Source organism: Nocardiopsis changdeensis (assembly GCF_018316655.1).
Classification (GTDB): domain Bacteria; phylum Actinomycetota; class Actinomycetes; order Streptosporangiales; family Streptosporangiaceae; genus Nocardiopsis; species Nocardiopsis changdeensis.
Genome location: NZ_CP074133.1, coordinates 2,637,147 through 2,662,693, shown reverse-complemented (window position 1 = coordinate 2,662,693; position 25,547 = coordinate 2,637,147). Strand labels below are relative to the sequence as shown.

The following is a 25,547-nucleotide window of genomic DNA, read 5'->3' as shown; positions in this document are numbered from 1 at the left end:
GGTGGCAGTGGCGGGGTGACGGTGGCGGGGTGATCTCCCGGTCGCGCCCCGGAACGTCCGAGGCACCGGGCACCATGGACGGCACCGACACCCCCAGCCCGACCTCGACTTGAAGAAATCCGACCACGATCGCGGTAGGGTTCCTTCAAGTGCACAGACCTCGAGAGGTGTCTCTTGCTGATCGCCGCACACGAACTCCCCCGACGGGACGACCGCCTCGCCCTCCTGGGCACCTCCTGGCCGGTCATGGAGAAGGCCCTGCGCATGAGCGAGGCGGGCCTGCGCCGGGTGACCGAGAGCCACGGCCGCACCGCCTCCGGCCAGTACGCCTACCACGAACGGCTCGCCGCGCTGCGGTCCGAGCAGAAGGTCCGGTACGGCTGGGAGAACGTGAGCCGCTTCCAGATCGACCTCACCGTCAACCCCGAGCGCACCGTCGGCATCCAGACGCTGAGCGGCGACGCCAACACCGGGAACCCCGACCCGACGGCCGTACCCCACAGCCAGCACCCGCGCGGCCCCAACGGGCGCCACCTCCTCACCGACGAGACCGCGTTCGAGCAGCTCTCCCTGCCCGGCCTGCCGACGGAATTCCTGCCGCCCCCGGCGGAGCCCTCCGACCTCGACGGCCTGGAGGTGTGGGTCTTCCTCACCTACCGAAAGCAGGTGCCCGAAAGTGATCTCGTGGTCTGGCATAGTGAACTGTCCCGCCCCTGCCCGCCCGACGAGCGGGGGTACATCACCGCCTGGTACGACCGCATCCTGTTCCCCGAAGTGACGATCGGGAGCGTGGTCTTCCCCGACGAGGGCGGGGGCATGGAGCCGATCGACGTCCCGGTCGGCTTCCGTTAACGACGAACACGCCCGGTGGCGGCCCCGCCGGGCCCACAACCGACAGGGCAGCGCACACCATGGTCACGCCGTCACGCATCCGACTCGCACGGGAGCGAAGGGCGCTCACCCTGGCGCGATTGTCGGCCCTGACGGGGATATCGCAGCAGAGCCTGTCGAACTACGAGAACGCCCGCACCGCCCCCACCGGGCCCACCCTGGGCCGGATCGCCGAGGCCCTGGGGTTCCCGGTGGGGTTCTTCTCCGCCGACGAGGTCGAGGAGGTGGCCTCCGAGGCGGTGGCGTTCCGGGCCCGGACCAAGACCTCGATGCGCAAGCAGAAGGCCGTCCGCTCCCAGGCCGCCCTGGCGATCGAGTTCAACGACTGGCTCACCGCGCACTTCGCCCTGCCCGCGCCCAACGTCCCCACCTACGGCCGCCCCTCCCCCGAGGACTGCGCCGAGACGGTGCGCGCGCTGTGGGAGCTGGGCGACACCGCGGCCCCGAACATGGTGCACCTGCTGGAGGCGCAGGGGATCCGCGTGTTCTCCCTGGACACCGAGCACCACGAGGTGGACGCGTTCGGGTTCTGGCGCGACTCGGTGCCCTACGTCTTCCTCAACACCGCCAAGAGCGGCGAGCGCGGGCGCTTCGACTGCGCCCACGAGCTCGGCCACCTGGTGATGCACGGGGACGAGCGGCCGCTCAGTGGCCCGGAGGCCGAACGCGAGGCCAACCGGTTCGCCAGCGCCTTCCTCATGCCGCGGGCCGACGTCGTCGGCCGCATGCCCGCCGGCGCCCAGGTCGACCAGATCCTCAAGGCCAAGTCGATCTGGCGGGTCTCCGCCATGGCCCTGACCCACCGGCTGCACGACCTGGAACTGCTCACCGACTGGCAGTACCGCTCCACCTGCCGGCAGCTGGCGGAGATGGGCTACCGCACCGCCGAACCGGACGGGATCGCCCGCGAGACCTCGCAGCTCCTGCCCAAGGTCTTCTCCCTGCTGCGCGGCAGGGGCACCACGCCGGGCAGGGTGGCCGAGGAGCTGAGCATCCCGCTCTCGGAGCTCAACTCCCTCATGTTCGGGCTCTCCTTCACCTCCCGCCCCGGCCGGGGCGGCGGCCCGGGACGGGACCGCGGCCGCCCCGCGCTGCGCGTGGTGCCCGCACCCCGGTGACGGCCGCGGCCGCCGCGGCGGTCAGGCCCCGACCAGCTCCTCGGGGGTGGGCTGGACGGGGTGCAGCTCCTCGGGCGCGGTGTGGAACCAGGCCTCCAGGAGGAGTTCGCTGAGCTCGTCCAGCTCGATCCCGTCGAGGTGGACGACCACCCAGCCGAACCCGCCCCCGGTGAACTGCACCTCGAACACCTCGGGGCGCTCGGCCACCAGCGCGGCCTGCTCCAGCAGCGTCTGCTTGAGCCCCACCGTGGCGGTACGGGGCCACAGGTAGCCGAACGGCCTCCCGCGCACCCGGAACGTCGTGTACCTCTCGCCCCGCTGCGGCTCGCACTCGGGCAGCGCCTCCGTCAACCGCAGGAACCGTTCGATCTCCACACCCATGGGACGAGCCAACCACACCGCACCGACACCGCCGACGACGGCGCCGGGGGAAGGGCCGGGCCCCGGCGGGGCCTGGACGGCCGCCGGACCGCACGCTCCGCTTTCCCGGAGAACACCGGAAAGGGGCCCCGGTCGCGTCCCGTGAAAGGTGCGCCACCCGGGAACCGCAATCGGGGGCACTCTTTCGACCGGCGGGGAACACGCCCGGATTTTCCAACTGTCACCCGGGTGCGAGCGAACCACAAAGGCCCCTGGCGACCCTTGGACGGCGACCAGTGATCTGCACCGAGCATTGCATCAAATTCGTGTGAACTAGCGCATAGCACAAGTGTGCATCGATGCGATGCCCCCTCCCACAGGGGCCTCGCAGGGCGACGAACTGGGGTGATGACCACCGGTGTCCACTTCCGCACCCCGTGTACCTCTATGCAGGTGAGCAGGACGACGACCAGGACGAACGGGGGAAGAAGGGCGGGAGAAAACCGGCTCCGAAGAATTTCCGCCCATATAGTAAGGGAGCCCTACCCGAGCGGTCGGAACATCAAACACATCGCCCCGCGAACGGCGGATAAGGGGCGTCCGGGTCTTTGTTAAGTTCCCGTTTCGGCAGGAGAAACCACCGACTCCGGAGAGGATGAGACCCCGCCAGGGGATTCGGCCATGACTCTGCAAATGGATCTTCAGGCATCGACCGCCGACGAGTACCCCACCCGCAAGGCCCCCGAACCAGCGCTGCTCGACCGCAGGGACCCCGTCGTCTGGGGACCCGGTGACGGCCCCCTCTCCCAGGAGGAGCTCCAGGGATACGACCGGCGCGGCTACACCCAGACCGAGGCGTTCGTCACCGACGCCGAGGTCGCGACCTACCGGGCCGAACTGGACCGGCTCGCGAACGACCCCGCGCTGCGCGGCGACGAGCGCCTGGTCGTCGAGCCCTCCTCCGAGGAGGTGCGCTCGGTGTTCGACGTGCACAAGGTCAGCCCGGTGTTCTCCGACCTGGTCAACGACCCCCGCCTGGTCGACCGGGCGCGCCAGATCCTCGGCTCGGACGTGTACGTGCACCAGAGCCGCGTCAACTACAAGCCGGGCTTCGGCGGCGGCTCGTTCTACTGGCACTCCGACTTCGAGACCTGGCACGCCGAGGACGGCATGCCCCGGATGCGCGCGTGCAGCTTCTCCGTCGCGCTGACCGACAACTACACGCACAACGGCGCCCTGATGATCATGCCGGGCTCGCACAGGACGTTCGTGTCGTGCGTGGGCGAGACCCCCGCGGACCACTACCGGGCCTCGCTGAAGAGCCAGCACATCGGCACCCCGGACGAGGGCTCCCTGTCCCGCCTGGCCGAACGGCACGGCATCGACGTGCTCACCGGCGGGGCCGGCGGCGTGACGGTCTTCGACTCCAACTGCATGCACGGCTCGGGCGGCAACATCACGCCGTTCCCGCGCTCGAACGTGTTCATCGTGTTCAACAGCGTCGAGAACGCCTGCGTGGAACCGTTCAGCGCCCCGGCCCGGCGCCCGGAGTTCCTCTCCTCGCGCGACTTCACCCCCGTCGGCCGCTGACCCGGCTCCCACGGGCGCCGGTGCGGGCGGCCCCGAGCCGCCCGCACCGGCGCCTCCGTGCCCGGGCCGGGGAACCGCCCCCTTGACCGGCGTTCGCCCAACGCCCGCCTCCGGGACGACCAGGACCCGGCCGACGGTCTCGGCCGGAGGGAACGGCCGGCACAGGACGTGATCGCCGCCCCCGGTCCCGTCGGCCCGGCCGGGTCACCCCGACGCGTCGGCGGCCCAGTCCAACCCGTGATCGGGCTCGGCCCGGTCCCACAACGCGAGCAGTCTCGTATGACGGGTGCGGACGACCCGGTCGGCGTCGGGCAGGCCGGGATGGACCAGGAACCTCGGGCCGGGGCCGTGCCGGTGGTCGCGGTTCCAGGCCCGGACGTGCTCGGCCAGCGCCGAGGCCGCCTCTTTCGCCTGTGGCCCGTGTCCGCACGCCACGTACTCGTACGTCTCGGTATCGTCGGGGACCCTCGGGAGCAGAAGGTAGGCCAGGGTCGCTCCGTCCCACACCGCCGGAGTGGTGTTCGAGGCCATGGGGCGGTGGACGAAGTCCTCCCCGGTCCCGGTCAGCAGGCCGAACCCGGACAGCCCGGTCATCCACATCTGGAGGGTGCTGAACGGCTCCATCCCGCCGATGCGCACCCCGGTGCGCTCCTGGTGCGCCGGGAGGGCGAACACATCGGGCAGGGCCTCGGGGGCGGGCACCGGATCGGCGTCGGTGACCAGTTCCACGGTCCCGGTCACCCGTGCCCGTCGGGAGTCGGGGGCGCCGGCGCCCTGCATGGGCACGAATCCGGCATGGTCTCCGGTCTCCCCGACCAGGAGGTCGCCGCCGCGTTTGGTGAACGCGTAGATCCGCTGGTACCCGCGGACCTCCAACGGCAGGACGAGCCGGCCTCCGTCGACGAGCTGCTCCGTCCAGGCCGGGGGCACGTCGCTCGCCGCCGCCGTCACGATGATCCGGTCGAACGGTGCACCGGGTGGGTGGCCGTGTTCGGCGTCGCCCTCGACCGGCTCCACGCGGTCCCCGTAGCCCGTCCCGGCCAGGAAGGTTCGTGCGCGCTCGACGACGACGGGGTCGATGTCGATGGAGGTGACGGACCCGCCCGGGCCGACGAGCTCGGCCACCAGTGCGGCGTTGTACCCGCCGCCGCCCACCTCCAGCACCCGCATACCGGGGGCGAGATGGGCGCGCTCCAGCATCAGGGTGTGCACCCACATCGCCGAGACGGAGCTTGTGGCCGTGCCGTCGTCGGCGTAGCGGGTGCGCAGCACCATCCTGGGATCGTAGACCTCCTCCAAGGGGAACTCCGGCGCGAACGCGTGACGGGGCACGGTCCGCACCGCGCGCTCCACCTCCTCGGAGCACAGGGCTCCGACGGCCTTCAACCGGGCGACGGCTCGGTCGAGCAGCCTGTCGATGACGGCGGGATCGTGAGCCGGAGCGGTACCGGCGGCCTCGGAGGTCGTCACCCGGGCAGATTATCCGTCCCCACTCCGGCCGCAGGCGGATTCCCTCGGATCCGTGGCCTCTCGGCGCCACCGGACACGACAGAATCGCTGGGGCGCCGTGCGCACACGCACGGGAGAACCCCTGGCGTCACCTGTTGCAGCGGACAGGCCTCGGCTCGGCCCGCGGCGGGGGAGTCACGGAGGACGCGGACTTCTCCGGTGGCCTGCCCGGCCACATCGGCCACATCGGCCACTCGAAGAAAATCCTTCCCAGAAGCAATCCCCCTGATCTCCAGAAAAGAGAGAGCTTGACCTATATCTATATTTAATTGTCTCCTTGGGACAGGTGATGATTCCTCTCTTTTCGGAGATTCGATGTCCGCTCTCCCCCACGAGCCTCATGAGCCCCCGAAAACCCGGAAGCCCCTTTCCCTCTCCCCGAGAACCGTCGACGGCCTGATGCGCGGCTTCGTCAACGAGGTCACCGAAGCACTGGGCCGGGGCGGTGCCGAGGAGGACCAGCTGCGCACCCCGGTGAAGACCCTCGTCCAGGCGCTCGGGGCGGCGATGGGTCTGCCGGTCGTCGCCTACGGGGAGGTGCGACTGCCCTGGCTGCGGGCGAGACCCGACTACGGCGTGGACCTGACCGGGATCGGGCAGGGCCCGCACAGCCGCGTCGGGTACATCGAGATCAAACGCCCCGGACATCCTATTCCTCCGTCGGCCATGAGCGGAAAACGCGACCGAGAGCAGTGGGAGAAATTCCAGAACCTCACCAATATCCTGTACACCAATGGGACACAGTGGTCGCTGTTCCAGAACGGCCACCACCGGGGAACGGCCACCACCCCCGACTTCGTTCGGCGGATACGCAAAGCCCCGACCGTCGATCCCGTCTTCTCCCGGATCATCGAGGATTTCCTCTGCTGGACCCCGGACCCGGCACCCGGCCTCGACCGGCTGATCACCCTCGTAGCGCACCTGTGTGCCCAACTGCGCGACGAGGTCGCCGACATCCTCGCCGCGGAGAGGTACCGGGGACGGGATCAGCAGTTCACCCGGCTCTCCGAGGAATGGCGCGACCTGCTCTTCCCCAACCTCGAAACGGACCGTGACTTCCCCGACGTGTACGCACAGGCGGTCACGTTCTCGCTGATCCTGGCCCGGGAGGCCGGTGTGGGCTTCCGGGGGCGCCCGCTCCACGAGATCGGCGAGCTGCTGGGCAAGCACCACAGGTTCCTGAGCAAGGCCTTCGGCCTGCTCACCGAGTTCAGTCGTCAGGAGGAACAGGAGGAGAGGAACCCCAGCATCCTGGCGACCCTGGTGCGGGTCCTGGAACCGGTCGACTGGTCGGCGATGATGCGCGAACACCCGCGGGCGCACGTCGACCTGTACGAGACCTTCCTGGCGCGGTACGACCCCGAACTGCGCCGCCGTTCAGGCGCTTACTTCACCCCGGCCGCCGTGGCCGACTACATGGCCGGGTTCACCGACGCGGTCCTGCGCACACGCATGGGGCTGCCCCTCGGACTCGCCGAACCCTCGGTGACCACCCTGGACCCGGCGATGGGCAGCGGAACGTTCCTGTCCTCGGTCATGGACCGCGCGGCCGCCACACTGACGGACGAATACGGGGAGATCCACGGCCGCACCTGGCTGAAGGACATGTACCGCGGCCGCCTGATCGGTTTCGAACGCAGCACCGCCGCCTTCGCCGTCTCCGAGCTGCGGCTGCACCAGCAGCTGCGCGAAGGGTACGGCGCCGAGGTACCCGAGGAGCACAGCAGATTCCTGTGCAACACCCTCGACGACCCGGACCACCACTTCCAGATCTTCGGCAGGCGCTACGACGAGCTGGTGGCCTTCCGGGAACAGGCCAACCGGATCAAGAGGACCACGCCGGTCATGGTGGTGCTCGGCAACCCGCCCTACATCGAACGGGCCAGACAGCGCGACCCCGCCCCGTGGTTGGAGCGCAGGCGCGCGGCCACCGGCGACCCCGTCCGGGCGAGGCCGTCCATGGACGAGTTCCGGGAACCGGGTTCGGAACGGCTCGCCTTCAAGCTCTCCTCGGCCAGCCTGTACTTCTGGCGCTGGGCCACCTGGAAGGTGTTCGACGCCCACCCGGACCAGCCCTGCGGTGTGGTGGCGTTCGTCAGCACCTCCGCCTACCTGACGAGCGAGTCCTTCGCGGGCATGCGTCGCTACCTGCGGCAGACCGCGGACGAGGGGTGGATCGTCGACCTCTCCCCGGAGGGGCACCGCTCATCCGTGGGCTCGCGGATCTTCGGCGGGGTCCAACAACCGGTCTGTATCGGGATATTCGCGCGCTACGGCCCCGCACGGCCGGACACGCCCGCGCGGGTGTGGCACTGCAGTGTGCAGGGCGACCAGGCGGACAAGTTCGCGGCTCTGGCCCGGGACGCGGGACTGCACCTCGACGGGGAGAAGTGGACCGAATGCCCACGTGGGTGGACCGCCCCGTTCGCCCCTGAAAAACACGAATGGCTGCGCTTCCCCGTTCTCGCCGACCTGATGCCCTGGCAGTCCTCCGGTGTAGGCCCCAACCGGACCTGGGTCATCGCTCCGGACCAGGAGACCCTGAGGAACAGGTGGGAGCGGCTGGCATCCGCTCCCGCGGCCGAGCAGGACGGACTGTTCAAGGCCACGAGGGACCGCGACACCACACGGCGATTCCCGGGACTGCCGACCATCGCCGAGGATCGTGTCCCTCCAAGGATCACTTCGCACCCTTACCGAGCCTTCGACCAGCAGTACATCGTGGACGACACCAGATACGTCGACTTCCAGCGCACCTCCCTACAGGCGGCCCAAAGCGACAGGCAGATCCATGTGGTGGAGCAGCACGCACATGCGATCTCCGGCGGCCCCGGCCTGCTCTTCACCGCGCTGCCACCGAACGTGCACTACTTCAACGGCCGCGGCGGACGCGCCCTTCCGCTGTACCGCACGCCCGACGCCTCCTCCCCCAACCTGGCGCCCCGGCTCCTGGATCACCTCTCCGCACGGCTGGGGCAGCGGGTGTCCCCGGAGGACGTCGTCGCCTACCTGGCCGCGATCGCCGCCCACCCCGGCTACACCGCCGCGTTCGCCGAAGAGCTGGAGACGCCGGGAATCCGCATCCCCCTGACCGCCACCCCCGGCTTGTGGGACGAGGCGGTCGGGCTGGGTCGTCAGGTGGTGTGGCTGCACACCTATGGAACCCGCCTGCATGACCCCGCGGCAGACAGGCCTGCCCGCTTCCCGAGGCTCCCGCCGGGCCGCCGCCCCCAGGTCCTAGTCGAGATCCCCGACGGCAGAGGGCACCTACCCGACATGATCCGGCATGACAGCGACGAGGGCTCGGACAGCCGTCGCCTGCACGTGGGCGAGGGTGTGATCGCGCCCGTGGAGGCGGCCGCCTGGAACTACCGGGTCGGCGGAATGCACGTGATCGGCAAGTGGTTCACCGCCCGTCGGCGCAATCCCCGCCATGTCCGGCGCGGGTCCGCACTCGACGACATCCGCCCCGAGCGCTGGACTCCGGCCTTCACCGACGGGCTCCTGCGGCTGGTCGCCGTCCTCACCCGGCTCACCGACCTGGAACCGGCCCAGGCGGACCTGCTCGAACGCGTACGATCCTCCCCGCTCATCACGACCGACGAACTCACCGAAGCGCGGGTCCTCCCAGTCCGCCGGGAGGCACGCAAAGCCCCGCCCCGGCACGGCCAGGGCGAACTCCCCCTCCTCTGAGCCCAGCCCCCGAGCCGCGCCGCTGCACGGCGGGGACCTCCCAGGCCGGCACCGGGTCCGATCCGGCACGGGGGCCTCCGGCGTCCCGGAGACCACCCGTACCCCCAAGGGCGTCTCAGGAGGTGGGGCGGCGCTCCTTGAACACCCACATCCCGGCGATCTCCTCGGCACCGAGCAGCCGACCCGGCTCGGACAGCCAGGAGTGGTGGTCGGTGTGCTCGCGGAAACCGTCGTTGCTGACAACGGTCCCGCCCTTGCGTCGGGCGATCTCCAGCAGGTAGACGTCGGCCCCGCCCACCGTGCGGGACGGCACCCGGTGCAGGGCTCCTTCGGAGATATCCCGGTCCACCTCCGACCGTTCCTCCTCGGCCACGACGTGCCGGAAGTTGGCGTCCACGACCACGACGATCTCGACCCCGGGGTTCTGCACCCGCAATTCGTCCAAAGCCGAATACAGCCGGGTCAGACTGGCCTTGCCCCGACCGCCGTAGGAGAGGTTGGAGCCGTCCACCACCAGCGGCCCCTGTCCCCGGACGGCCGTCCCCGAAGGTGTGTTGGCAGCCCCGGAGGAGGGTCTGCCGACGGCGGCGGCCACCTGGACGGGAGAGGGCACGGCAGACCGTGCGCCCGGACGCGCGATCGGTACCGCCCCTTCGTCGATCCGGTCGTCACCCGGAATCCGGGGACGGGTCTGGAGGAACTCGCGCAGACTCGCCGCGCTGACCCCCACCCCGGTCGTGGACAGGCCGAAGGCGTCGATCTCACGGTCCACCAGGACGGTGCCGTCCCGGTCCATAACGGCCCGCACACCCAGGAGCCCGCTGAGGTCGTAGGTGTAGGTGAGCGTGAAGGAGGCCTCCTCCGGGTCCCGGAACGGCGGCAGGTCGATGGGCAGCCTGGTCAGGCAGATGTTCGACCTGTTGTCGGCTCCGGTCTCGGCCGAGACGGGGTCCGCGGGGTCCCCCTCCCAGATCTCGACGCCGATGCGCTTCTGCCCGGCATCGTTGGGCCGGTAGTTCTTCTCCTGTGACCGGGGCAGGGTGGCGTTGCGGGGGATGATCTGGCTGAAGGACCGCACCTCCTCGCCCGGACCGATCCTGCGTGTGGAAACGGTGCCCAGGGCATGCGTGGTGCCCACGGCGAGGTCGATGTCGACGTCGCCGCCGTTGATGGCGGCTGCCACGGCGGCGCCCTGGGCGACGGAGGTCATGGGGTCGCACAGGTCCGAGGAGACGATGCGGTCCCCCATGATGTCGCCGACCATCCGCCGAACGAGGGGGATCTGGCTGCTGCCGCCGATCATGAGGACCGAGTCGACGTCCTCCGGGACCAGGTCGAGGTCGGCCAGGCAGCGGCGGAGCGGTTCGACCGCCCGTTCCACCACGGGACGGATCGCCTTCTCGAACTCCTCACGGGTGATCTCCACGTTGGTCCTGCCGCCGGGCGCGGGAACGGCGACCACGGCCTCGTTCGACAGGCGGATCTTGGCCAGTTCGATCTCGCGGGCGAACACGGTCCTCTCGGCGAGGCCCTTGGGGCGCCTGCCCGCCTTCGCCATGACCAGGCGTGCCAGGCTGTCGTCCAGTTCCAGACCGCCCAGGCGGGGGACGCCGCGGGCCGCCCGCTCCTCGAACAGGCCGCCGTTCCCCTCCGCCTCCATGACCGTGACGTCGATGGTGCCGCCGCCCCAGTCGAAGGTGACGATGTTCTCCAGCCCGTCGTCGCCGAGCTGCTGCTTGTAGTACAGGGCGGCCGCTGTCGGCTCGTTGATGAGCGAGTCCACCTTGATCCCGGCCTCGCGGGCCGCTGCCCGGGTACGGAACCGGGCGGCCCCGGCGGAGTTGGCCGGGACGGTGACGACCGCGGAGTCCAGTTCCAGGAAGTGCTCCTCCTCGGCCCGGTCCCGCATGGTCCGGAAGATGCCCGCGGCCACGGTGGAGGCGTGCCAGGAACGCTGCCCGACCTGGACGTGCTCATCACCGGCCAGGAGGCGCTTGGCGGCCGCGGTGGCCTGCTGGGACCGGAGTTTGGCCTCCCAGCCGAACAGGACCTCCTCTCGCACCGAACTGACACCGACCATGGAGGGGAACAACGACGCGAACGCCGGGTAGTTCCAGTGGTCCAGGTTGGTGCTGTCCAACGCGACCACCTCGGCTTCTTCCCCGTTCCAGCGGGCGAGGACCGAATTGGTGGTCCCGAAGTCGATACCGAAACTCATGCGCGCCCCCTGCCGCTCTTCTCGGACTTCGCCTCCAGGAAGCGGATCTCCCCGGAGACGATCAGGCGCCCGCTGATCTCGTCCACGAAGGCCGGAGAGACGACCTTGACCGTGGTTCCGGGGCCCGGATGCCCGGCGATCACCCGGTAGCGGGACAGGTCCTCGGTATCGGTGACCTTCTTCAGTCCGCTGGCCCGGCAGAAGTCGAGGATCCTGCGGGACAGGACCCGGGGGTCGCCCTCCCCCTTCTGCTTCTCGACGTCCTGGAGGAGCTGGGCGAGCTGGGACAGGTGCGTCTGCCTCGCTCCCATGTTCTCCACCAGGGCCAGACGGGCGATCTCCCGTGCCTGCTGTGGTGTCAGTTCGTGTTCGGTGTGCTCCCGGAAGACCTCGACGAGCCTGTCCGTCAGCGGGGCGATGAGCCGCTTCGGTTCCATGCCGACCGCCACGACGGCCATCAGCCGCTCCCGCTCCCGCGGGCTCAGTTCTCTGAGGATGCGTTCGATCTTCTCGTCGGTGTCTTCTTCGCGTTCTCGCCGCCTCATGGTGTCCTCTCCGCGACCGCTCGGTTCAGCAGTGCCGTGATGGCATCGGTACGTATGCGCTCCCTGAGTTCCTGTGACACGGGCCCGCTCCGGCGCGCCAGGGGCCGGGGCTCTGCGACGAACCTCCGCGGGACCCGCGGGCGGGGGAAGAGGCGGTCGGGGAACACCGGGAGGATGTAGAGGGGGTGGTTCTCCAGGCCGCCGGTGGCCTCTATGTCGCGGATGAGGTCACGCGCCTGATTGATGTCCGACAGTTCCTGTTTGTGCCCCTGGAGGAGGCGGCGCAGGCTGCGCCAGGCGTCCCGCCACATGCGCTGGTCGGAGCCGTGGGCAACGCCCAGTTCCAGATAGGGGTTGAAGAGCGGACCGCGGTTGTTGCGGTCCATAGCCAGCCGGGAGTGGATCCAGGCGATATTGCCCTCGGTGACGGCGCTGCGCTCCGGCAGCGCGTTCAGGCGTTCCAGGGCCTTGTGCAGTATCTGGGAGTCCCCGCTTTCGGAGAAGCGAAGATCGAGGTAGACCTCCATCGCCACCGCCTCCTCCCGGACCCAAGGCTCTGATGAGGACGTGTAGGGCGCGAGATATTCGTATGCGGAGGGGCGTACGTCGAGGAGTTCCCGGTGCGCCGATCGCAGATCCCGCCAGACGGCGAACGGGACCGTTGTCTCCTGCGAGGTTTCGAGGGCCCAGCCCTCGCACAGACGCTCGAGGACCGGCCACAGGTCGGTGTCCTTGAACAGCGCCCTGGGCCAGACCGAAGGCCGCTCCGGTTCACCGAGGACCTGGCGGACGAGTTGCCGGGAGCGCTCGTCCAGGGTGTGCACGAGTCTCGCCAGGGCCTCGGAGTCGCCCCCTCCCACGGCGGCGAGGTCGCGGACGGGCTCGGGCGCGTCGTCGGGCACCTCGCACTCGGGATTCTCCAGGAGGCGTCTGCGCCACCCCTCCTCCAGCCAACCGAGTGATTCGACCTGCGCGTCGGTCAACCTCTCCGGGCTGCGGCGCGCCAACAGGTAGAGGTTCTCCTGCGGGTCCGAGCGCTCCTGTCCACCGAGGGGAAAGGCGGTTCCCCGGTCCACAAGGTCGTCGACCAGGGGGAGAGGCGCGTTCTCCAGAAACCGCTCCAGACTCCTCAGCCTGTTGCCCCGGCGCAGCAGTTCGCCATCGCGCCACAGGCTGAACGCCGGATCGAGCGAGGGCAGGCCCTGGAGCTCCTCCGTAGCGGGTTCACGCTGCCCGTGCAGCAACTCACCCAGGCGCGTCCACCTCGCCAGAGCGGGCACGCCGATACCGTGCAGGCGCGCCAGGTGACCGGCGGCGGTGTCGGGAGGCAGGTCCCGTAGCAGTTCCAGCAGCAGCCCGGGAGCCCCGGGGCACATCCGCCCCTCCAGCATCGCCCGCAGCCCCTGAGCCGGGCCGCCCGCGTCGTCTCCCGATTCGGCGACCACGGCCTCGACCGTGTCACGGAGGTCGGGGATCCGCTCGGATTCGGCTCCGAACTCCTGCCAGACGCTGTCCCTGCGGCCGCGCTCCCGTTCCTCACGGATGCGGGCCAGCCGGAGGCGTTCCTCGGCGAGTGCCGCGGCTTTACGCGCCCTGGGGTCGCTGATATCCACGTTGAAAGCTCTATTCACCTGCGGTCGGGGGTAGGGGGAAGGGGGTGGAGGCTGCGCCGCGGCGGCCGTGCGGAACGGCCCCGTCGGGCCCCACCGGATCCTAGCGGCACGGCGTCGGACCGGTGCGCCGAACGGGCGCCCAGCCGGGGGAGCCGGGGTCACCCCTCCTGGTCGAAGCGGACGAAGCAGACGGTCCTGGCGTCGAGGTTCACCTTCGTGGCGCGCCAGCCGGCGTCACGGATGGCCCGGCCCAGGGCGCTGCCCTCGTAGGAGTACCAGTGGGGGGAATGGTTGTAGGCCGAGTCGGGCAACGGGACCCCGGCCGCCTCCGCCACCTGCGCGAAGTCCATCGGAATCCGGTCGCCGTCCCGGTCCCGCAGCCAGCGCCACAGTCCCCGGTACTTGCCGTGGTGGTCCACGGCGGCGGCGCTCCGGTCGGCGTCACCGTGCCCCTCCCCCACCGCGGTGTTCTCCATGACCACTGCGGTGCCCGGCCCCTCCTGCTCGGGGCGGGGCCAGATCCGGACGATGTGGTCGATCAGCTCCTCGGTGCGCTGGTCGATGTCCGTCTCGGTCCACTCCCTCTCATGGCCGACGGCCAGGAGCGCGTTGAGCTTGAGGGTGCTGTGTTCCAGCAGCAGGGATCGCTTGCCCTTGCCGTTGATCCCCCGGGCCGCCGTGGTCTCGTCGGTCCAAGGGCGGTTGGACAGTGCGGGATTGAGCCTGTCGTTGACCAGGGTCAGGTTGCCCAGGACGTGGACGTGATCCTCCCTGGCCTGCTCCGCCTCCGGGTCACCGAGCACGTCCTCCCCCCAGTGTTCCGCCCACTGCTGGGGCATCACGTGCTCGACGGTGAGCTGGCGCGGGCAGGGCTGTCCCTCACCCCACGGGCCGCGCAGGGAGTCCTCCACCGCTTCCAGAAGCATGCGCATGCGGGGGCGGGTGAGCTGCCGGTACAGCGGAGCGGTCCGCAGGATCGTCCGCAACTGGTCGTCGTCGATCCAGTACCGGGAGGAGGCGGTCTGCCGCTTCAGCTCCCGCTGAACCGCTGTACCCGCCTGCGCGGGCCCCGCCTCGTGCACGGCCCGGAGGAGGGCGACGACCAAGCGGTTGATGTCCTTGACCGTCGCCCGGCACAAGGACCGGCGCACGATCCAGCTCTCCAGCGCCCCCAGCGCCAGGTGCCGCTGCTCCTCGGGCATGTCTGACTCGTCCCAGCGCATGAGCCACAGCTGCAGTGGCGCCACGACCGCCGTGTCCAGGGCCCGGACCACCCGGTAGTGGAACAGGCCCTCGACGGAGTGATAGGGGGCGTCCGCCATGCCCTGGTAGACCCGCGCGTCGGCGGCGACCTCCTCCATCAGGGCGGCGGCCGTCGTCCCCCCGGTGGCCAGCAGCTCCCTGAACTCCACGAAGAGCCGGTCCTGGAGGACCTCGCGACGCAGCCGCATGGTCAGCCATACCTGGAAGAACATGTCGATCCGGGGGCGCATGCGCCGCCCCTGACTGACCTCCTCCCGCCACCGGTCACCGTCCAGCGGCGCCCAATGGTCCCGGTACATCCGCTCCACGTCGGCGCCCTGCTGCTCCGCGACCTGGAAGAGCAGGTTCTTGATGAGGTCGGCGGCCAGCAGCGGGCTGCCCCGGTGATTGAGGGTCTCGAAGATGACCTGGGCGTTGTCCCCGGGTTCGAGGTCGATGACGACCAAGCGCAGGTGGTCGCGGACCGTGCGCACCAGAGCGTTCAGCCGCTCCTGCGGGGACCCGCCGGGTGCCCCCTCACCGTCGTCCAGGGCCCACCGCGTGATCTCCTCGAAGAAGAAGCCGTGCGCCCGCACCAGTGGGGAGTCCCCCTGGCCGAGAACCCCGTCCTCCCCCATCGCCGCCCGGAAGCCGTCCCGGTCCCGGTCCGTCGGCCAGACCTTGAAGATCTCGGAGGCGTCGCCGGCGATCTGCGCCTCGTTGCGCACCAGGATCCGCAGCGCCGGCTCGTCCTCGGATCGGCCGTGCGACCGTACCGCCCTTCGCACCGCGTCGAGCAGGAGCTGGAGGGTGGTCAGCCGCTGCTGCCCATCGATGACCCGGCGCACCGCGATGTACCCGGTGGGGATGCTCTGCTGGTCCAAGACGACGGCCCCAAGGAAGTGCGGCGCCGGCGGGGCGAGCAGGGTCTGGGGCTCCAGCAGTCGTTCGGCGACCGATCGCACGTCCTGCCAGAGCGGTTCCCACTGCTCGTCCCGGTTCCAGACGTAGGGCCGCTGGAAGAGGGGGACGACGTACCGTGTGTGGCTGCCGAAGATCGCGGTCGGACTGTAGGTGTTGGACTGCACCAAGACTCCTGTGCACTCGGGGGGACGGGGGCGGTACTGCGGGAGCGGGGTGAGCACACGGCTTTCCACCATGGTGTCAGCCGCCGCGGACGACCGGGTGCGGATCGCACGCCTCGTTCGCCGGAGGGCCGGGTGAGGTTGTGGGAGACGCAGCCCCCAGAGGGCGAGCGGAGCGAGCGGCGGTCCCAGGGGGCCTTCTCCAGAACCAGAGCATCCTCGGCTCTGGCTCTCAACAACGCACCCTCCTGCGTATCTGCGACGGCGCGCTCGCGGCTCAGCACGGCGACCGGCTCCCGGTGGCCCTCGATGAGCACTCTGATCCACCGCAACGGACTTTCCATCCCTTGCGGTATCCCCTTCCGTGTCAGCCACCACAGCAGGCCCAGATCCCAGGCCGGCACCTGCTCACGCAGCGTTTGGAGGTGCACAAGGTCAGACTCGGATCACGCGAGTCCAGCGGACAACGCCGGTGAGCCGATCTGGGTTTCTTGCCCGGGCACCTTCGTCTGGCCGAAAGTGGTCACGGGTTCCATTGGAAACCCAGGTCGCGAGCCATGAACCTCAGGGCAGATCCGTTGCTCTCAGTACGGAGCGGTAACTTATGGCGGCAAGCAGGAGTTTTGTGGCACAAGGGTGACGAGGGTTGGTACCACCCCCTGGGAAGGTCACATCTCGCATGAGCGGTGGAACGGGTGCGAATCCGAACGAGGCACAGCAGAGCAGTGAGGACGCCGAGGTGCTGGCCACAGCGATGACCGGCCTGGCCGACGCGTTCGACCTGACGGTGTCGGTGGCCAGATAAGTGAAGGTGGTCTGCTCGGCCAGGGCGGTTTTGGTCGTAGGGGCGTGCCCGGCCGGTGCGGCGTAGGTGCAGGTCACGAGGGTCTGGCAGTTCTCGACCTGTCCGGTCAGGCCGCAGTACTGGTAGGCGACGCCGACCGACCGGCTGCCTTTCTCGATGACCTGGGTGTCGTCGACGACCAGGACCGCCTCGGGGTTGGCTAGGTGGTCGCGGATGTGGGCGCGGGTGCGGCGGGTGAGAATGTCGTGGCCCCACCGAGCGCCGTCCAGGAGGTGTTCCACGGGGTAAGCACGGCGGTGTCCAGCGTGTTCGGCGAACCGCCAGGAGTTCTTGCGGTCCACGTCGGCGAGCAGCCCGCAGGCGTAGTCGGTGAAGGTGGCGCGTGGCTCGCTGTGGGGGAAGAGGGGGTAGGCGAGGTCGGTGATGAGGGTTTCGAGGCGGTCTGCCTAGGTCTGGATGTCCTCGAGGGTGATGGCGGGGCCCGTGTTCCTATCAGCGCACGGGGTTTCGGTCTCCATGACTTGGCGTTACTACACAGGGTGGCGCTCTGAAGTCCGAATGTAGTATCCGGAGCGTTCTCCCATCTGAAAGCGCCAGCGCTCCCGGAGCCGCCCGAGCCGGGTCCGGTTCACGGCAGGAGACAGTGGGTGCAACAGAACACAGAGGCACCGACCCTCGCCTCGCAAGAAACAGCCAGTGGTGGAAGAACTTCCGAAGTCCCTCTTCTGACCCGGATTCCGCATGCACGAGTTGATAAGGACCGCTTGCCCCCGATACCTTCCATTCGAGTAATCGGGCGGCCACGGCCCTTAAGAGCTCATCTCATTTGGTGAGTCGGCGGTAGCAGATCAGCGTGCAGGCGATGCCGGCGAAGGCCAGGAAGTGGTCGGCCTTGCGCTCGTAGCGGCGGTGAAGTCGGCGGCATCCGGCCAGCCAGGCCATGGTGCGTTCCACCTGCCACCGGTGTCTGCCCAACCGCTGCGAGGACTCCACACCCCGGCGGGCCAGACGGTGCACGATCCCCCGGCGCCGGAGCCAGCGGCGCAGGTGGGCGTAGTCGTAGCCCTTGTCGCCGTGCAGCTTGCCCGGTCTGCGCCGCCGGGGTCCGCGACGGGAGCGGATCGGAGCGATCCCTTCCACCAGGGGCTGCAGCGCCTGGCTGTCGTGGGTGTTGGCCCCCGAGATAGCCATGGACAGGGGCAAACCCTGCCGGTCGGTGATCAGGTGGATCTTCGACCCCTTCTTGCCTCGGTCGACAGGATTCGGACCCGTCAGGTCCCCCCTTTGAGGGCCCGCATGTTCACCGAGTCGATCGCGCACCGCGACCAGTCCAGCTCGCCTTGGGAGCCGAGCTCGTCCAGGACCAGGCGGTGGAGCTTGGCCCACACCCGGGCCCGGGTCCACTCGGTGAAGCGCCGATGCGCGGTGGGCCCGGAGGGGCCGAACACCGGCGGGAGCTGAGCCCAGGTACAGCCGCTGGTGGCCACGAAGATGATCGCGGCCAGCACCTGCCGGTCACCGTGTCTGCGCCGCCCACCGCCCTGGGGGCGGGTGGGCGCCTCGGGCACCACCCGTTGGAACAGTTCCCACAGCTCGTCCGGCACCAGCCGTTCCACCATCGACACAGGAGCAGGCTACCGAGAAACCAAATGAGATGAGCTCTTAAGAGCCGCCGTACCGAACGTACGAGGACTTGAGAGAAGGAAGGCGGGTGGGGGCGTGTCAGAAGGCACAGGCGTGAACGTCGACGACGCCCATGCAGGCGGATCGGATTCAGCTGAAGCCGCAGCACGGCTTCGCGATCTTCCCACTGACTTCAACGAGGCGGTCCAAACCGCTAAAAGCGCAGTCAGCGGCGCCCCTGGAGTGACCGGCTGGGGCACCTTCGGCACCGACCACGAACAGCACATGGTCGAGGTCGGCGATCACGCGCGGACACTCGCCGGGAACGTCCAGGCGGGCGCCCGCGAGGCGGCCGTGACGGATCTGGAGTCGAGCGAGGGGTTCGACATACCCATCAACGGAATCCAGCCCTACTGACCTCCTCCATCCCAGGATCACCCCAGGAGTCCATGACTTGTCCGCGCTCAGTTACAACGAATGCGAGATCGACCGTGGAACCGTCGCCTCCGCAAGGGATGCGTTCGCGGAACTCCACTCCCTCATCATCGGACGGTCCGGTGGCTACAACACCATCACAACCCATGTGGCGTTCGAGTTCTCCGACATGATCAGTGAGAATCTCAGTACAGCAGCAAATGAAAACCAGTTCGCCTGGAGCAGCTCGATGCTGGCCTGCACCCACGCCTATGGTGTCCTCGACAAGATCAGCACCGACGTGCAGTGGTACGAGAACAAGATCGAGGAGATCAAGGGAGACCTTTCCACCGCGCTCGCCAACTCCGCGGAACCTGACAACCTCATGATCGCACAGCAGATCATCGAGTCGTACAACCTCAAGGCCGACAAGGCGTGGCGAGATCTGGAGACCAGGTGTGACGAGTCCCGGGAGATATTGAAGGGGGGACCCACCCCGGAGAACATCAGGGCCCTTGCGGACGGCGGTCATTTCGGCACCAACGAGAACATCGGTTTCTACACGACCGGGGACTTCGACTACTACCACGTGGATGAGGGCCAGGCCGAGCTCATCGCCACGCACCTCGGCCATGCGGTTCTGGACGGCAATGAAGTCAGCCTCGAACTACTGGAGGACAATCCCGAGTACCTCGCGCTGATATCCGCCGTGGTCGCCCGCGGCCTGACCGCCCAGCAGAGCGGAGAAAAGCTGCTGGACGGTGAGGTCGAGTTCTTGGAGACCCTCTTCGGCGACCTTGAGGAAATCGGCGGCGACGACCAGGGCTTCCTCGGATTCGTGGACCAGGTCAACAGCAGTGAGCACATCAGCGACTCGCTACGGGAAGACATCAATCGCCACCTGGCGAACTCGATGCTCGTCCTGTCCGATGAAGGCATCGGCGGCGGTGTGGGACGGCTGCCCCAGGACGTGCGAGACGTCCTGGACATTCCCGAGTTCCCGGACGTCAACGAGCTCAACCACGATTCAGAGCTCCCCGGTTTCGCCGAGGCCTACAGCGCCTGGGGGCGCCCGTTCACCACGCTGAGCACGTTCCTTGACAGCTCCGGCCCCGGAGTCCAGGGCGGCACGGAGTTCTCCACCGCGCTCATGGGGACGGTCGCCGCCACCCTGGATATCCCCTACTTCTCCCCCGGCAAGCCAGGGGACGAGAACTTCCAGAACATCATCGAGGTGGCCAGCAGGAACGATGAGGCAAACCACATCGTTCTCACCGGCGAGGACTTCGAAGGGAACCCCTACGAACACTACGAAAGCCACGGGGACCTCAGTCCGGAGAAGTTCCTGGAGACGTTCTACACCCACAGCTGGGAGGACGACGGCGCGGCTGTCAGCGGCATCACCGACTGGATCACCGAATACCAGCAGAGCGGTGACGAAGTGAAGTCCGACATCGGGGACAGAGTTTTCCTGGACTTCGTGGACCTCGTCACATCCGAGGAGATGCAGAACAAGCTCAGCAGGACCGGGCACTCAATGGAAGACCCGGTTCTCAAGGACGACAAGGGAGATCCCATTGTTTGGGAGGACATCTCCTTCAGCCACCTGAATCCGGAGATCGCCTACTCCTTCGCAGACATATTTCTCGCCACCCTGGATGCCATGGGAAGCGACTACGGAATCGATTCCAATGCGATCGAAAGTGGCAGCGAAGAAGGGGCCAGCTCCTTCGATCCGGTGGGCAACCCACAGATCAGCATGGACAGGCGTGAAGTCTTCGCCGAGTACATCGTGGGATCCGAAGAGGCGGCAACCTTCCTCAAAACTGAGCTCTTCTTCGCCGCAACAGAAGAAATGGGACCGTACATGGGCGAGGGCGAGCGGAGCGAAGATATTCAGATCCCACAAAGAGCGGGCATATTGAACGGGATCCTCGACAATGCCCTGGCCGACGTCGGGGCAGCCCGACCGAACAACACGAACGCCTCGATCGACTACAGGAACAAGGTGACAGGGAACGTTGTGGACATCCTCTTCTCAGGGGTTCCGACACCAGACGGCCTACCCATAGCAGACATGGGAGTCGAGGCCCTCAAGGTCACCATCAAGGAATCGCTCGCAGATTCCCATGTCCCCAATCCCGAAGAGGATCATTCAGGAAAATATCTTCTCCAACTCAAGAACAACGCCATGATCCAAGCAGCCGCCGGCATGAGCCCCGAAGAGTTTCGTGAATTCGGCTTCTCCCTGCCGAGCGAGGCCGCAGTACTTGACTCTGACGGGCGACTCATCGCCAATTGGGAGGAGTGGGTTTACTCTGAAGAGGTAGAGTCGGCAGCAGGCGAACCACTTTCACCCGTAACCAGAAATGACGTCAACGACTCCATTAAATCCGGATTCAGAAATAACAGCGAGAGCCCAGTCTCCGCAAGAACTGAAACCTATGGATTGGACTACGATGAATACTACAACATTGTAACCAATTCCTAGGACAAGGGGACCGATGTCCAAGCCCGAAAGAAGCCGTCGCATGCCAGCCCTTGTTGCGGCGACCTTCCTGTGCCTGCTGAGTTCAGCCTGCTCTTCAGCGGGCTGGCCCGGCAGCCCAGGTGCTACAGGAGGTGAGTTTTCCACGCCGGGCGCCGTCGAATATGTTTCCGAAGTCGGCTGGGAATGGCAGGCACCGGAAGAAAGCAGAATACTGAATGTTGAACCCGTGGCGATGGGGGCGGCGGTGACACTCGACACGGGAATCGTCATTCTCCACGGAGACACCGGTGAAGAGGTGTGGAGCCACCTGGTCTCCGAGGAGGAGTTCTTCTCCGCAGGCCTCACTGCCGATGGTTCCGCGTTCTTGGTCGCCCGCGGACCCGACAGAGAAGAACCGCCCGAAGAGACGCTGATCCTCGACGCGGGCACGGGTGCCGTCAAGGGAGAGTTCCGGGTCAGAAAAGATCTGGCACCCTGGGATCTGCGACGAGTGTCCGAGGCCGAGCGGGTGCACCGGCCGGAAGGTGTACTGGAGGAGTACCGGCCGCTGTCGGTCATCGAGGTAGACGATGGCACACAACGCTGGCAACAGGAGAAGCCCCTGTCCTGTGAAATCGCACCCGAACTGCCCTCCAGCCAGGACGACACCGCCATCCACGGGTCGACACTGCTCGTCCTCGTCACGTGCACCCCTGAGGACGGTGGTCACCGCCCCTTCGAGTCGGCTGTAGCGGTGGTCGCCGTAGACCTGGCGGACGGAACCGAACTCTGGCGTCAGGAATTCGCCTACTCGTCAGAGAACAGGTTTCCCAGAATTTCCTTCGCCGTCGAAGAAGATTCGGTTCTACTCGCCAACAATGAGAGCCGCGAAGTGCATGCCATCGGGATCGAGAGCGGCGAAATCGAAGTGAGCGCCGAGGGGAGTGTCATCGCTTTCCATGAAAACGGAATCCTGATACAGGCGACAGCCGCTCAAGGAAGCCACTACGAGCTGCTCAACGCTGATTTGGATCCCATCGCGTCGATGGAGACCTCCGAAAACCTCGAGGAATCCGAGGAGAGCAGGCACGCCCTACCTTTACCAGAAGGCGTAGTAGGTGTCGAAATCGTTGAAAGCGACACCGACGAAACAACGGCAACCATCGGATTCACCTCATGGGAAACCGGGGAGACCAAACTCCTCGATCCTGGTCTGCCCGCCCTTCAGAGCACGAGTCTCTCCCAGTTCCCGGGATCCCTGGTCGGCGTCCCTGGGGCTGTGCTACTGGTCGGCGGAGAACACTGGGGAGAAAACGAACTGATCGCCTATCAGTGACGAATGATCCCAACCTTCTCCTCCACCCGGGTAGCGAAGATACGGATAAGCCGAGCACGGGGCCTGCTTCGTGAGCACGCCGCCCCTCGGGCCGGGGCTTACCGGGGTCAGGGAGCGGGGTCGGTGGGGAAGGCCTGCTGGAGGCGGGTCAAAGTGGTCTCGGTGATGACGTCCTCCTTGACCAGGGGTACGAGCGAGCGGCGGACGATGAGCGGGTGCCTGGCCGGGTCGGGGCAGATGAACAGGGACACGAGGCGCGCGATGCGGATGAGGCCGGTGAAGTCGCCGAGGAGGACGCTGCCGGCGCACTTCCAGACCGCGGTCAGCGCGGCCTCGGCAAGATGGTTCTGCACCGGTCCCCAGTCCGGAGGGATCTCGCCATCGAGGAGGACCTGCTTGGCGAGTTCCGGTACTCGGTCGGAGTAGCGCTGGACCGTGTCCCCGGCCCCGGAGAGTTCGGCAAGGAGGGTGCACCAGAAGTGCCCAGGGATGGTCTTGTCCAGCTCCTTGGCGCCGGGGAAGCGGTCGGGATGCTGTGCGGCATGGCGGTGCAGTTCGGGCAGGGCCGTGTCGTGCAGGGAGTGGCCCAGGTCGCGCCCCGCGGTGATGAGGTCGGGGTCGCGGGCGAGCCAGTCGGCGGCGTCGGCGGCCGCACATGTGGTCCCGGCCCGCTTCAGCCGTAGGGTGGGGGCCTGCAAGCGGTTCTCGCGGGTCTTGCCGGTTCCGAGGGCGGACACCCATTCCAGGTCGGTGTGGCGGCGGAAGCGGTCGCGTTCGCTCGGAGATCCCGCCGCGCGTTCGAAGTGGGCGGGCCAGCCGTGCAGGCTGCCGCCACAGCCGGAGCAGCGGCAACCGGGGTTTTTGGCGTTCGCGCAGGAGTGGTTGTGCGCCATGGGGCCTCCGTGGGGGTGGGACCGGCCTCGGAGGGGTACCGGGCCGCTCCGTTCTTCCTTTCACGGAGGAGGTGGTACCGGGTATCCGTTACGCGGTCATTGTGCTGTGACCACACGGTGACAGGTGTCTGCCAGTGGGCAGTGCCGGGAGTGGCACATGGCTCGCAGAGAGGAGAGAGGAGAGGGCGACGAATGCGGTTGAGGAGGGGCTGACATCGACAACACCAGGGGAATTCGTACACTCCCAGGGGATTTTCACATGACGCTCCACCGGGAGCCGGAGGCGCCGACAGGACGATCACCATCGTCACGGACTGAACGCCGGGCCGGACCCCGTACCCGGTCACCTCCGGTCCTCCGATGCGCTCACCGGAGGACCGGAGGTCTTCAAAGGTCCGATAGCCGTTTCAGAGGGGCCACAGGGCGGCCGCGACAGGCCGACGTTCCGCACGGTCCCGGTCGGCGTAGGGGGCCACGAACTCGCGGTGGTAGTCCCCTGGGCCGAGTTCCCGGGGCCGCCAGGAGGCCCGCCACGAGCGGTCGTTCTCGCCGGCGCCGCGGTCGTCGTCCTCCACCGGCTCCCGCTCACCGAACAGACGGGACTCCGCCTGGCTCACCGCCTCGCGCAGCACCTCACGGGCCTGTTCCGGCGTCGCCACACGGTGGCCGCCCTCGATGGCGCGCCGCACCTTGGGATCGGTCTCCCCCTCTTCGGCGATGACCAGCCGCACGGTCTTGGTGACGTTGACCCCGATGGCCGCCCCCTGGGAACCCGCGTACGACACGGCCTCGTCGATGGCCTCTGACGTCCCGACCGGCACGATGCGCCACCCCTTGAGGGGTCCGTTCCTGCGCTCCCGTTCCTGCGCAGCCAGGTTCAGCAGGTCCTGGATGACGTGTCCGGTCCCCAGGTAGGCCGCCGCCCTCTCCAGCTCCCGCAACTCGGCCGAGGTCACCACGCCGTCGGCCTCCGCCCGGGTCCGTGCCTCCAACAGCACCTGCTCGTGCACCCTGCGGATCGTGGTCTGGGTGAACCCCGCCGCGGTGGCCAGTTCCGCGAGCCGTTCGGCCTCCTCCGCAACGACCTTCCCGTCGGCCAGGGCCTGGTCGAGGGTCGCCCGGTAGACGGTTGCTTCTCGGGGCGAGGGTTCGGGCGAGGGGTCCATATCGGGCAGCGCCGCGGCCAGGGTGGAGAGCCACCCCTTGTCCACACCGTTCATGTCGACGATGTAGGGGGTGATGACACCCGTGCGCGGCACCGCCAGGAGCGCCACGGGCGCGGGTCCGTTCCAGTGCAGGGGCTGTGGGCCCTCCGCGATGAGGATGCGCAGCACGTGCGCGAGTTGGCGGGCGCTGGACAGCGCGTTCGACCGCCACGCCGGCCAACCCCCGATCAGCAGCCGGTACAGGTGCCGCTGCTTGTAGGGCCAGGTGTCGAGCTGGCTGCGCAGGAGCCGGAGCGTGCACAGGCCCGGAACTCCGGAGACTCGCACGCCCATTCGGTTCAGCTCGCTGTCGAGGAACCGATCCTCGTGGTCGAGCTTGTGGGCGACCACCACCGCATCCGCCAGGTGGGCGAGCAGGTCCCCCGCGACCCGGTCGAAGCCGGGGGCCTTGGCGACGTGGGCGTCGGTGATCTCCGCGTGTTCCTCGTAGGGGACCGGGCGCCGGGGATTGACCAGGGTGGAGTACTCGCCCACGACGGCGCCGTCTCCGCGCATGCGGGCAACGGCCACCTCGTAGATCCGGTCATCGCGCTCGGGGTGGTAGCCGGTGGTGGCGACATCCAGGACGGCGAACAGCATCCACCGGGGATCGTGTCCCGGGGTTCGGGTCAGGTGGCCTTCGGTGAACATGCGTCACCTTCCAGTTCGTGGTCGTAGGGGAATGGGTCACGCGACAACCGGAGGTGATGAGCGGGAACAACCTCGCCGACGGCCCGGCCCACCATGGGGACAGCGGTGGCGAACAGGACCTGCATCGGAATTACCACGCCGGGCACGGTCGGCGTGGCGAAACCACAGAAATCGGTCAGGCACCGTTCCGGCCGTGCTCTGTGACCGGGCGCGCGGCGACAGTGCGGCCGGGATCCAGCGGTCCCGGCAGGAGCTCCGCCAGGGCAGGAGGGCTCACGCTTGCCAA

The 25,547-nt window shown here is 68.1% G+C and carries 17 protein-coding genes; 7 read left to right on the top strand and 10 right to left on the bottom strand.

The window, feature by feature from the left end; translation table 11 throughout:
* Window positions 1-174: 174 nt before the first annotated feature.
* Window positions 175-852, top strand: a complete 678-nt coding sequence (locus KGD84_RS12025) for a hypothetical protein (protein ID WP_220560382.1) — start codon at window positions 175-177, stop codon at window positions 850-852.
* 59 nt (window positions 853-911) lie between these two features.
* A complete protein-coding gene (locus tag KGD84_RS12020) occupies window positions 912-2,009 on the top strand; it encodes a helix-turn-helix domain-containing protein (protein WP_220560381.1) in 1,098 nt (365 codons plus the stop codon).
* 21 nt (window positions 2,010-2,030) lie between these two features.
* Here KGD84_RS12020 and KGD84_RS12015 read toward each other — a convergent pair whose 3' ends face one another.
* Window positions 2,031-2,390, bottom strand: coding sequence for an MmcQ/YjbR family DNA-binding protein (locus KGD84_RS12015; protein ID WP_220560380.1), 360 nt, complete (start codon window positions 2,388-2,390; stop codon window positions 2,031-2,033).
* A gap of 660 nt (window positions 2,391-3,050) precedes the next feature.
* On the opposite strand from KGD84_RS12015, the gene thpD reads away from it, so the two are divergent.
* On the top strand, window positions 3,051-3,959 hold the full coding sequence (gene thpD, locus KGD84_RS12010) for an ectoine hydroxylase (RefSeq protein ID WP_220560378.1): 909 nt from the start codon (window positions 3,051-3,053) through the stop codon (window positions 3,957-3,959).
* Window positions 3,960-4,163: 204 nt separating this feature from the next.
* On the opposite strand, the gene fxlM is transcribed toward thpD, so the two are convergent.
* Complete coding sequence (gene fxlM / locus KGD84_RS12005) at window positions 4,164-5,429, bottom strand: methyltransferase, FxLD system (RefSeq protein WP_220560377.1); 1,266 nt, start codon at window positions 5,427-5,429, stop codon at window positions 4,164-4,166.
* Between the two features lie 438 nt (window positions 5,430-5,867).
* Between fxlM and KGD84_RS12000 the strand changes: the two genes are divergently transcribed.
* A complete protein-coding gene (locus KGD84_RS12000) occupies window positions 5,868-9,161 on the top strand; it encodes a type ISP restriction/modification enzyme (RefSeq protein ID WP_255646469.1) in 3,294 nt (1,097 codons plus the stop codon).
* Window positions 9,162-9,276: 115 nt separating this feature from the next.
* On the opposite strand, the gene KGD84_RS11995 is transcribed toward KGD84_RS12000, so the two are convergent.
* From KGD84_RS11995 to KGD84_RS11970, 6 genes are all read right to left on the bottom strand, one after another.
* Window positions 9,277-11,379: an Hsp70 family protein gene (locus tag KGD84_RS11995; RefSeq protein WP_220560375.1), complete on the bottom strand. Its 2,103-nt coding sequence runs from the start codon at window positions 11,377-11,379 to the stop codon at window positions 9,277-9,279.
* Window positions 11,376-11,924 (bottom strand): hypothetical protein, encoded by a 549-nt coding sequence (locus KGD84_RS11990; RefSeq protein ID WP_220560374.1) that lies wholly within the window; start codon window positions 11,922-11,924, stop codon window positions 11,376-11,378. Before KGD84_RS11990 ends, KGD84_RS11995 begins: the two co-directional genes overlap by 4 nt.
* Window positions 11,921-13,537 carry a hypothetical protein gene (locus tag KGD84_RS11985; protein WP_220560373.1) on the bottom strand — a complete coding sequence of 539 codons (1,617 nt, stop codon included), beginning with the start codon at window positions 13,535-13,537 and terminating at the stop codon, window positions 11,921-11,923. Before KGD84_RS11985 ends, KGD84_RS11990 begins: the two co-directional genes overlap by 4 nt.
* A gap of 158 nt (window positions 13,538-13,695) precedes the next feature.
* Complete coding sequence (locus tag KGD84_RS11980; protein ID WP_220560372.1) at window positions 13,696-15,867, bottom strand: DUF262 domain-containing protein; 2,172 nt, start codon at window positions 15,865-15,867, stop codon at window positions 13,696-13,698.
* Between the two features lie 561 nt (window positions 15,868-16,428).
* On the bottom strand, window positions 16,429-17,094 hold the full coding sequence (locus KGD84_RS11975) for a transposase (protein WP_260697235.1): 666 nt from the start codon (window positions 17,092-17,094) through the stop codon (window positions 16,429-16,431).
* Between the two features lie 397 nt (window positions 17,095-17,491).
* Window positions 17,492-18,288, bottom strand: a protein-coding gene (locus tag KGD84_RS11970) for an IS5 family transposase (protein WP_255647210.1) whose coding sequence is annotated in 2 segments (ribosomal slippage) — window positions 17,492-17,952 and window positions 17,952-18,288 — 798 coding nt in all. Because the reading frame shifts where the segments join, the coding sequence is not laid out codon by codon here.
* 118 nt (window positions 18,289-18,406) lie between these two features.
* On the opposite strand from KGD84_RS11970, the gene KGD84_RS11965 reads away from it, so the two are divergent.
* From KGD84_RS11965 to KGD84_RS11955, 3 genes are read left to right on the top strand one after another with little or no spacing between them, the layout of a single operon-like run.
* On the top strand, window positions 18,407-18,709 hold the full coding sequence (locus tag KGD84_RS11965) for a hypothetical protein (RefSeq protein ID WP_220560371.1): 303 nt from the start codon (window positions 18,407-18,409) through the stop codon (window positions 18,707-18,709).
* A gap of 37 nt (window positions 18,710-18,746) precedes the next feature.
* Window positions 18,747-21,197: a TPR repeat domain-containing protein gene (locus KGD84_RS11960; protein ID WP_220560370.1), complete on the top strand. Its 2,451-nt coding sequence runs from the start codon at window positions 18,747-18,749 to the stop codon at window positions 21,195-21,197.
* 13 nt (window positions 21,198-21,210) lie between these two features.
* Window positions 21,211-22,512: an outer membrane protein assembly factor BamB family protein gene (locus KGD84_RS11955; RefSeq protein ID WP_220560368.1), complete on the top strand. Its 1,302-nt coding sequence runs from the start codon at window positions 21,211-21,213 to the stop codon at window positions 22,510-22,512.
* A 107-nt stretch (window positions 22,513-22,619) separates the two neighbouring features.
* On the opposite strand, the gene KGD84_RS11950 is transcribed toward KGD84_RS11955, so the two are convergent.
* Together KGD84_RS11950 and KGD84_RS11945 are read right to left on the bottom strand one after the other, a co-directional pair.
* Window positions 22,620-23,405 carry a hypothetical protein gene (locus KGD84_RS11950; RefSeq protein WP_220560367.1) on the bottom strand — a complete coding sequence of 262 codons (786 nt, stop codon included), beginning with the start codon at window positions 23,403-23,405 and terminating at the stop codon, window positions 22,620-22,622.
* Window positions 23,406-23,812: 407 nt separating this feature from the next.
* Window positions 23,813-25,261 carry a 3'-5' exonuclease gene (locus KGD84_RS11945; protein ID WP_220560366.1) on the bottom strand — a complete coding sequence of 483 codons (1,449 nt, stop codon included), beginning with the start codon at window positions 25,259-25,261 and terminating at the stop codon, window positions 23,813-23,815.
* Window positions 25,262-25,547: the final 286 nt, after the last annotated feature.

Coding starts and splice junctions, on each gene's coding strand:
- KGD84_RS12020 (WP_220560381.1), top strand. CDS start 912: ATGGTCACGCCGTCACGCATCCGACTCGCACGGGAGCGAAGGGCGCTC.
- KGD84_RS12015 (WP_220560380.1), bottom strand. CDS start 2,390: ATGGGTGTGGAGATCGAACGGTTCCTGCGGTTGACGGAGGCGCTGCCC.
- thpD (WP_220560378.1), top strand. CDS start 3,051: ATGACTCTGCAAATGGATCTTCAGGCATCGACCGCCGACGAGTACCCC.
- KGD84_RS12000 (WP_255646469.1), top strand. CDS start 5,868: ATGCGCGGCTTCGTCAACGAGGTCACCGAAGCACTGGGCCGGGGCGGT.
- KGD84_RS11995 (WP_220560375.1), bottom strand. CDS start 11,379: ATGAGTTTCGGTATCGACTTCGGGACCACCAATTCGGTCCTCGCCCGC.
- KGD84_RS11990 (WP_220560374.1), bottom strand. CDS start 11,924: ATGAGGCGGCGAGAACGCGAAGAAGACACCGACGAGAAGATCGAACGC.
- KGD84_RS11955 (WP_220560368.1), top strand. CDS start 21,211: ATGTCCAAGCCCGAAAGAAGCCGTCGCATGCCAGCCCTTGTTGCGGCG.
- KGD84_RS11950 (WP_220560367.1), bottom strand. CDS start 23,405: ATGGCGCACAACCACTCCTGCGCGAACGCCAAAAACCCCGGTTGCCGC.
- KGD84_RS11945 (WP_220560366.1), bottom strand. CDS start 25,261: ATGTTCACCGAAGGCCACCTGACCCGAACCCCGGGACACGATCCCCGG.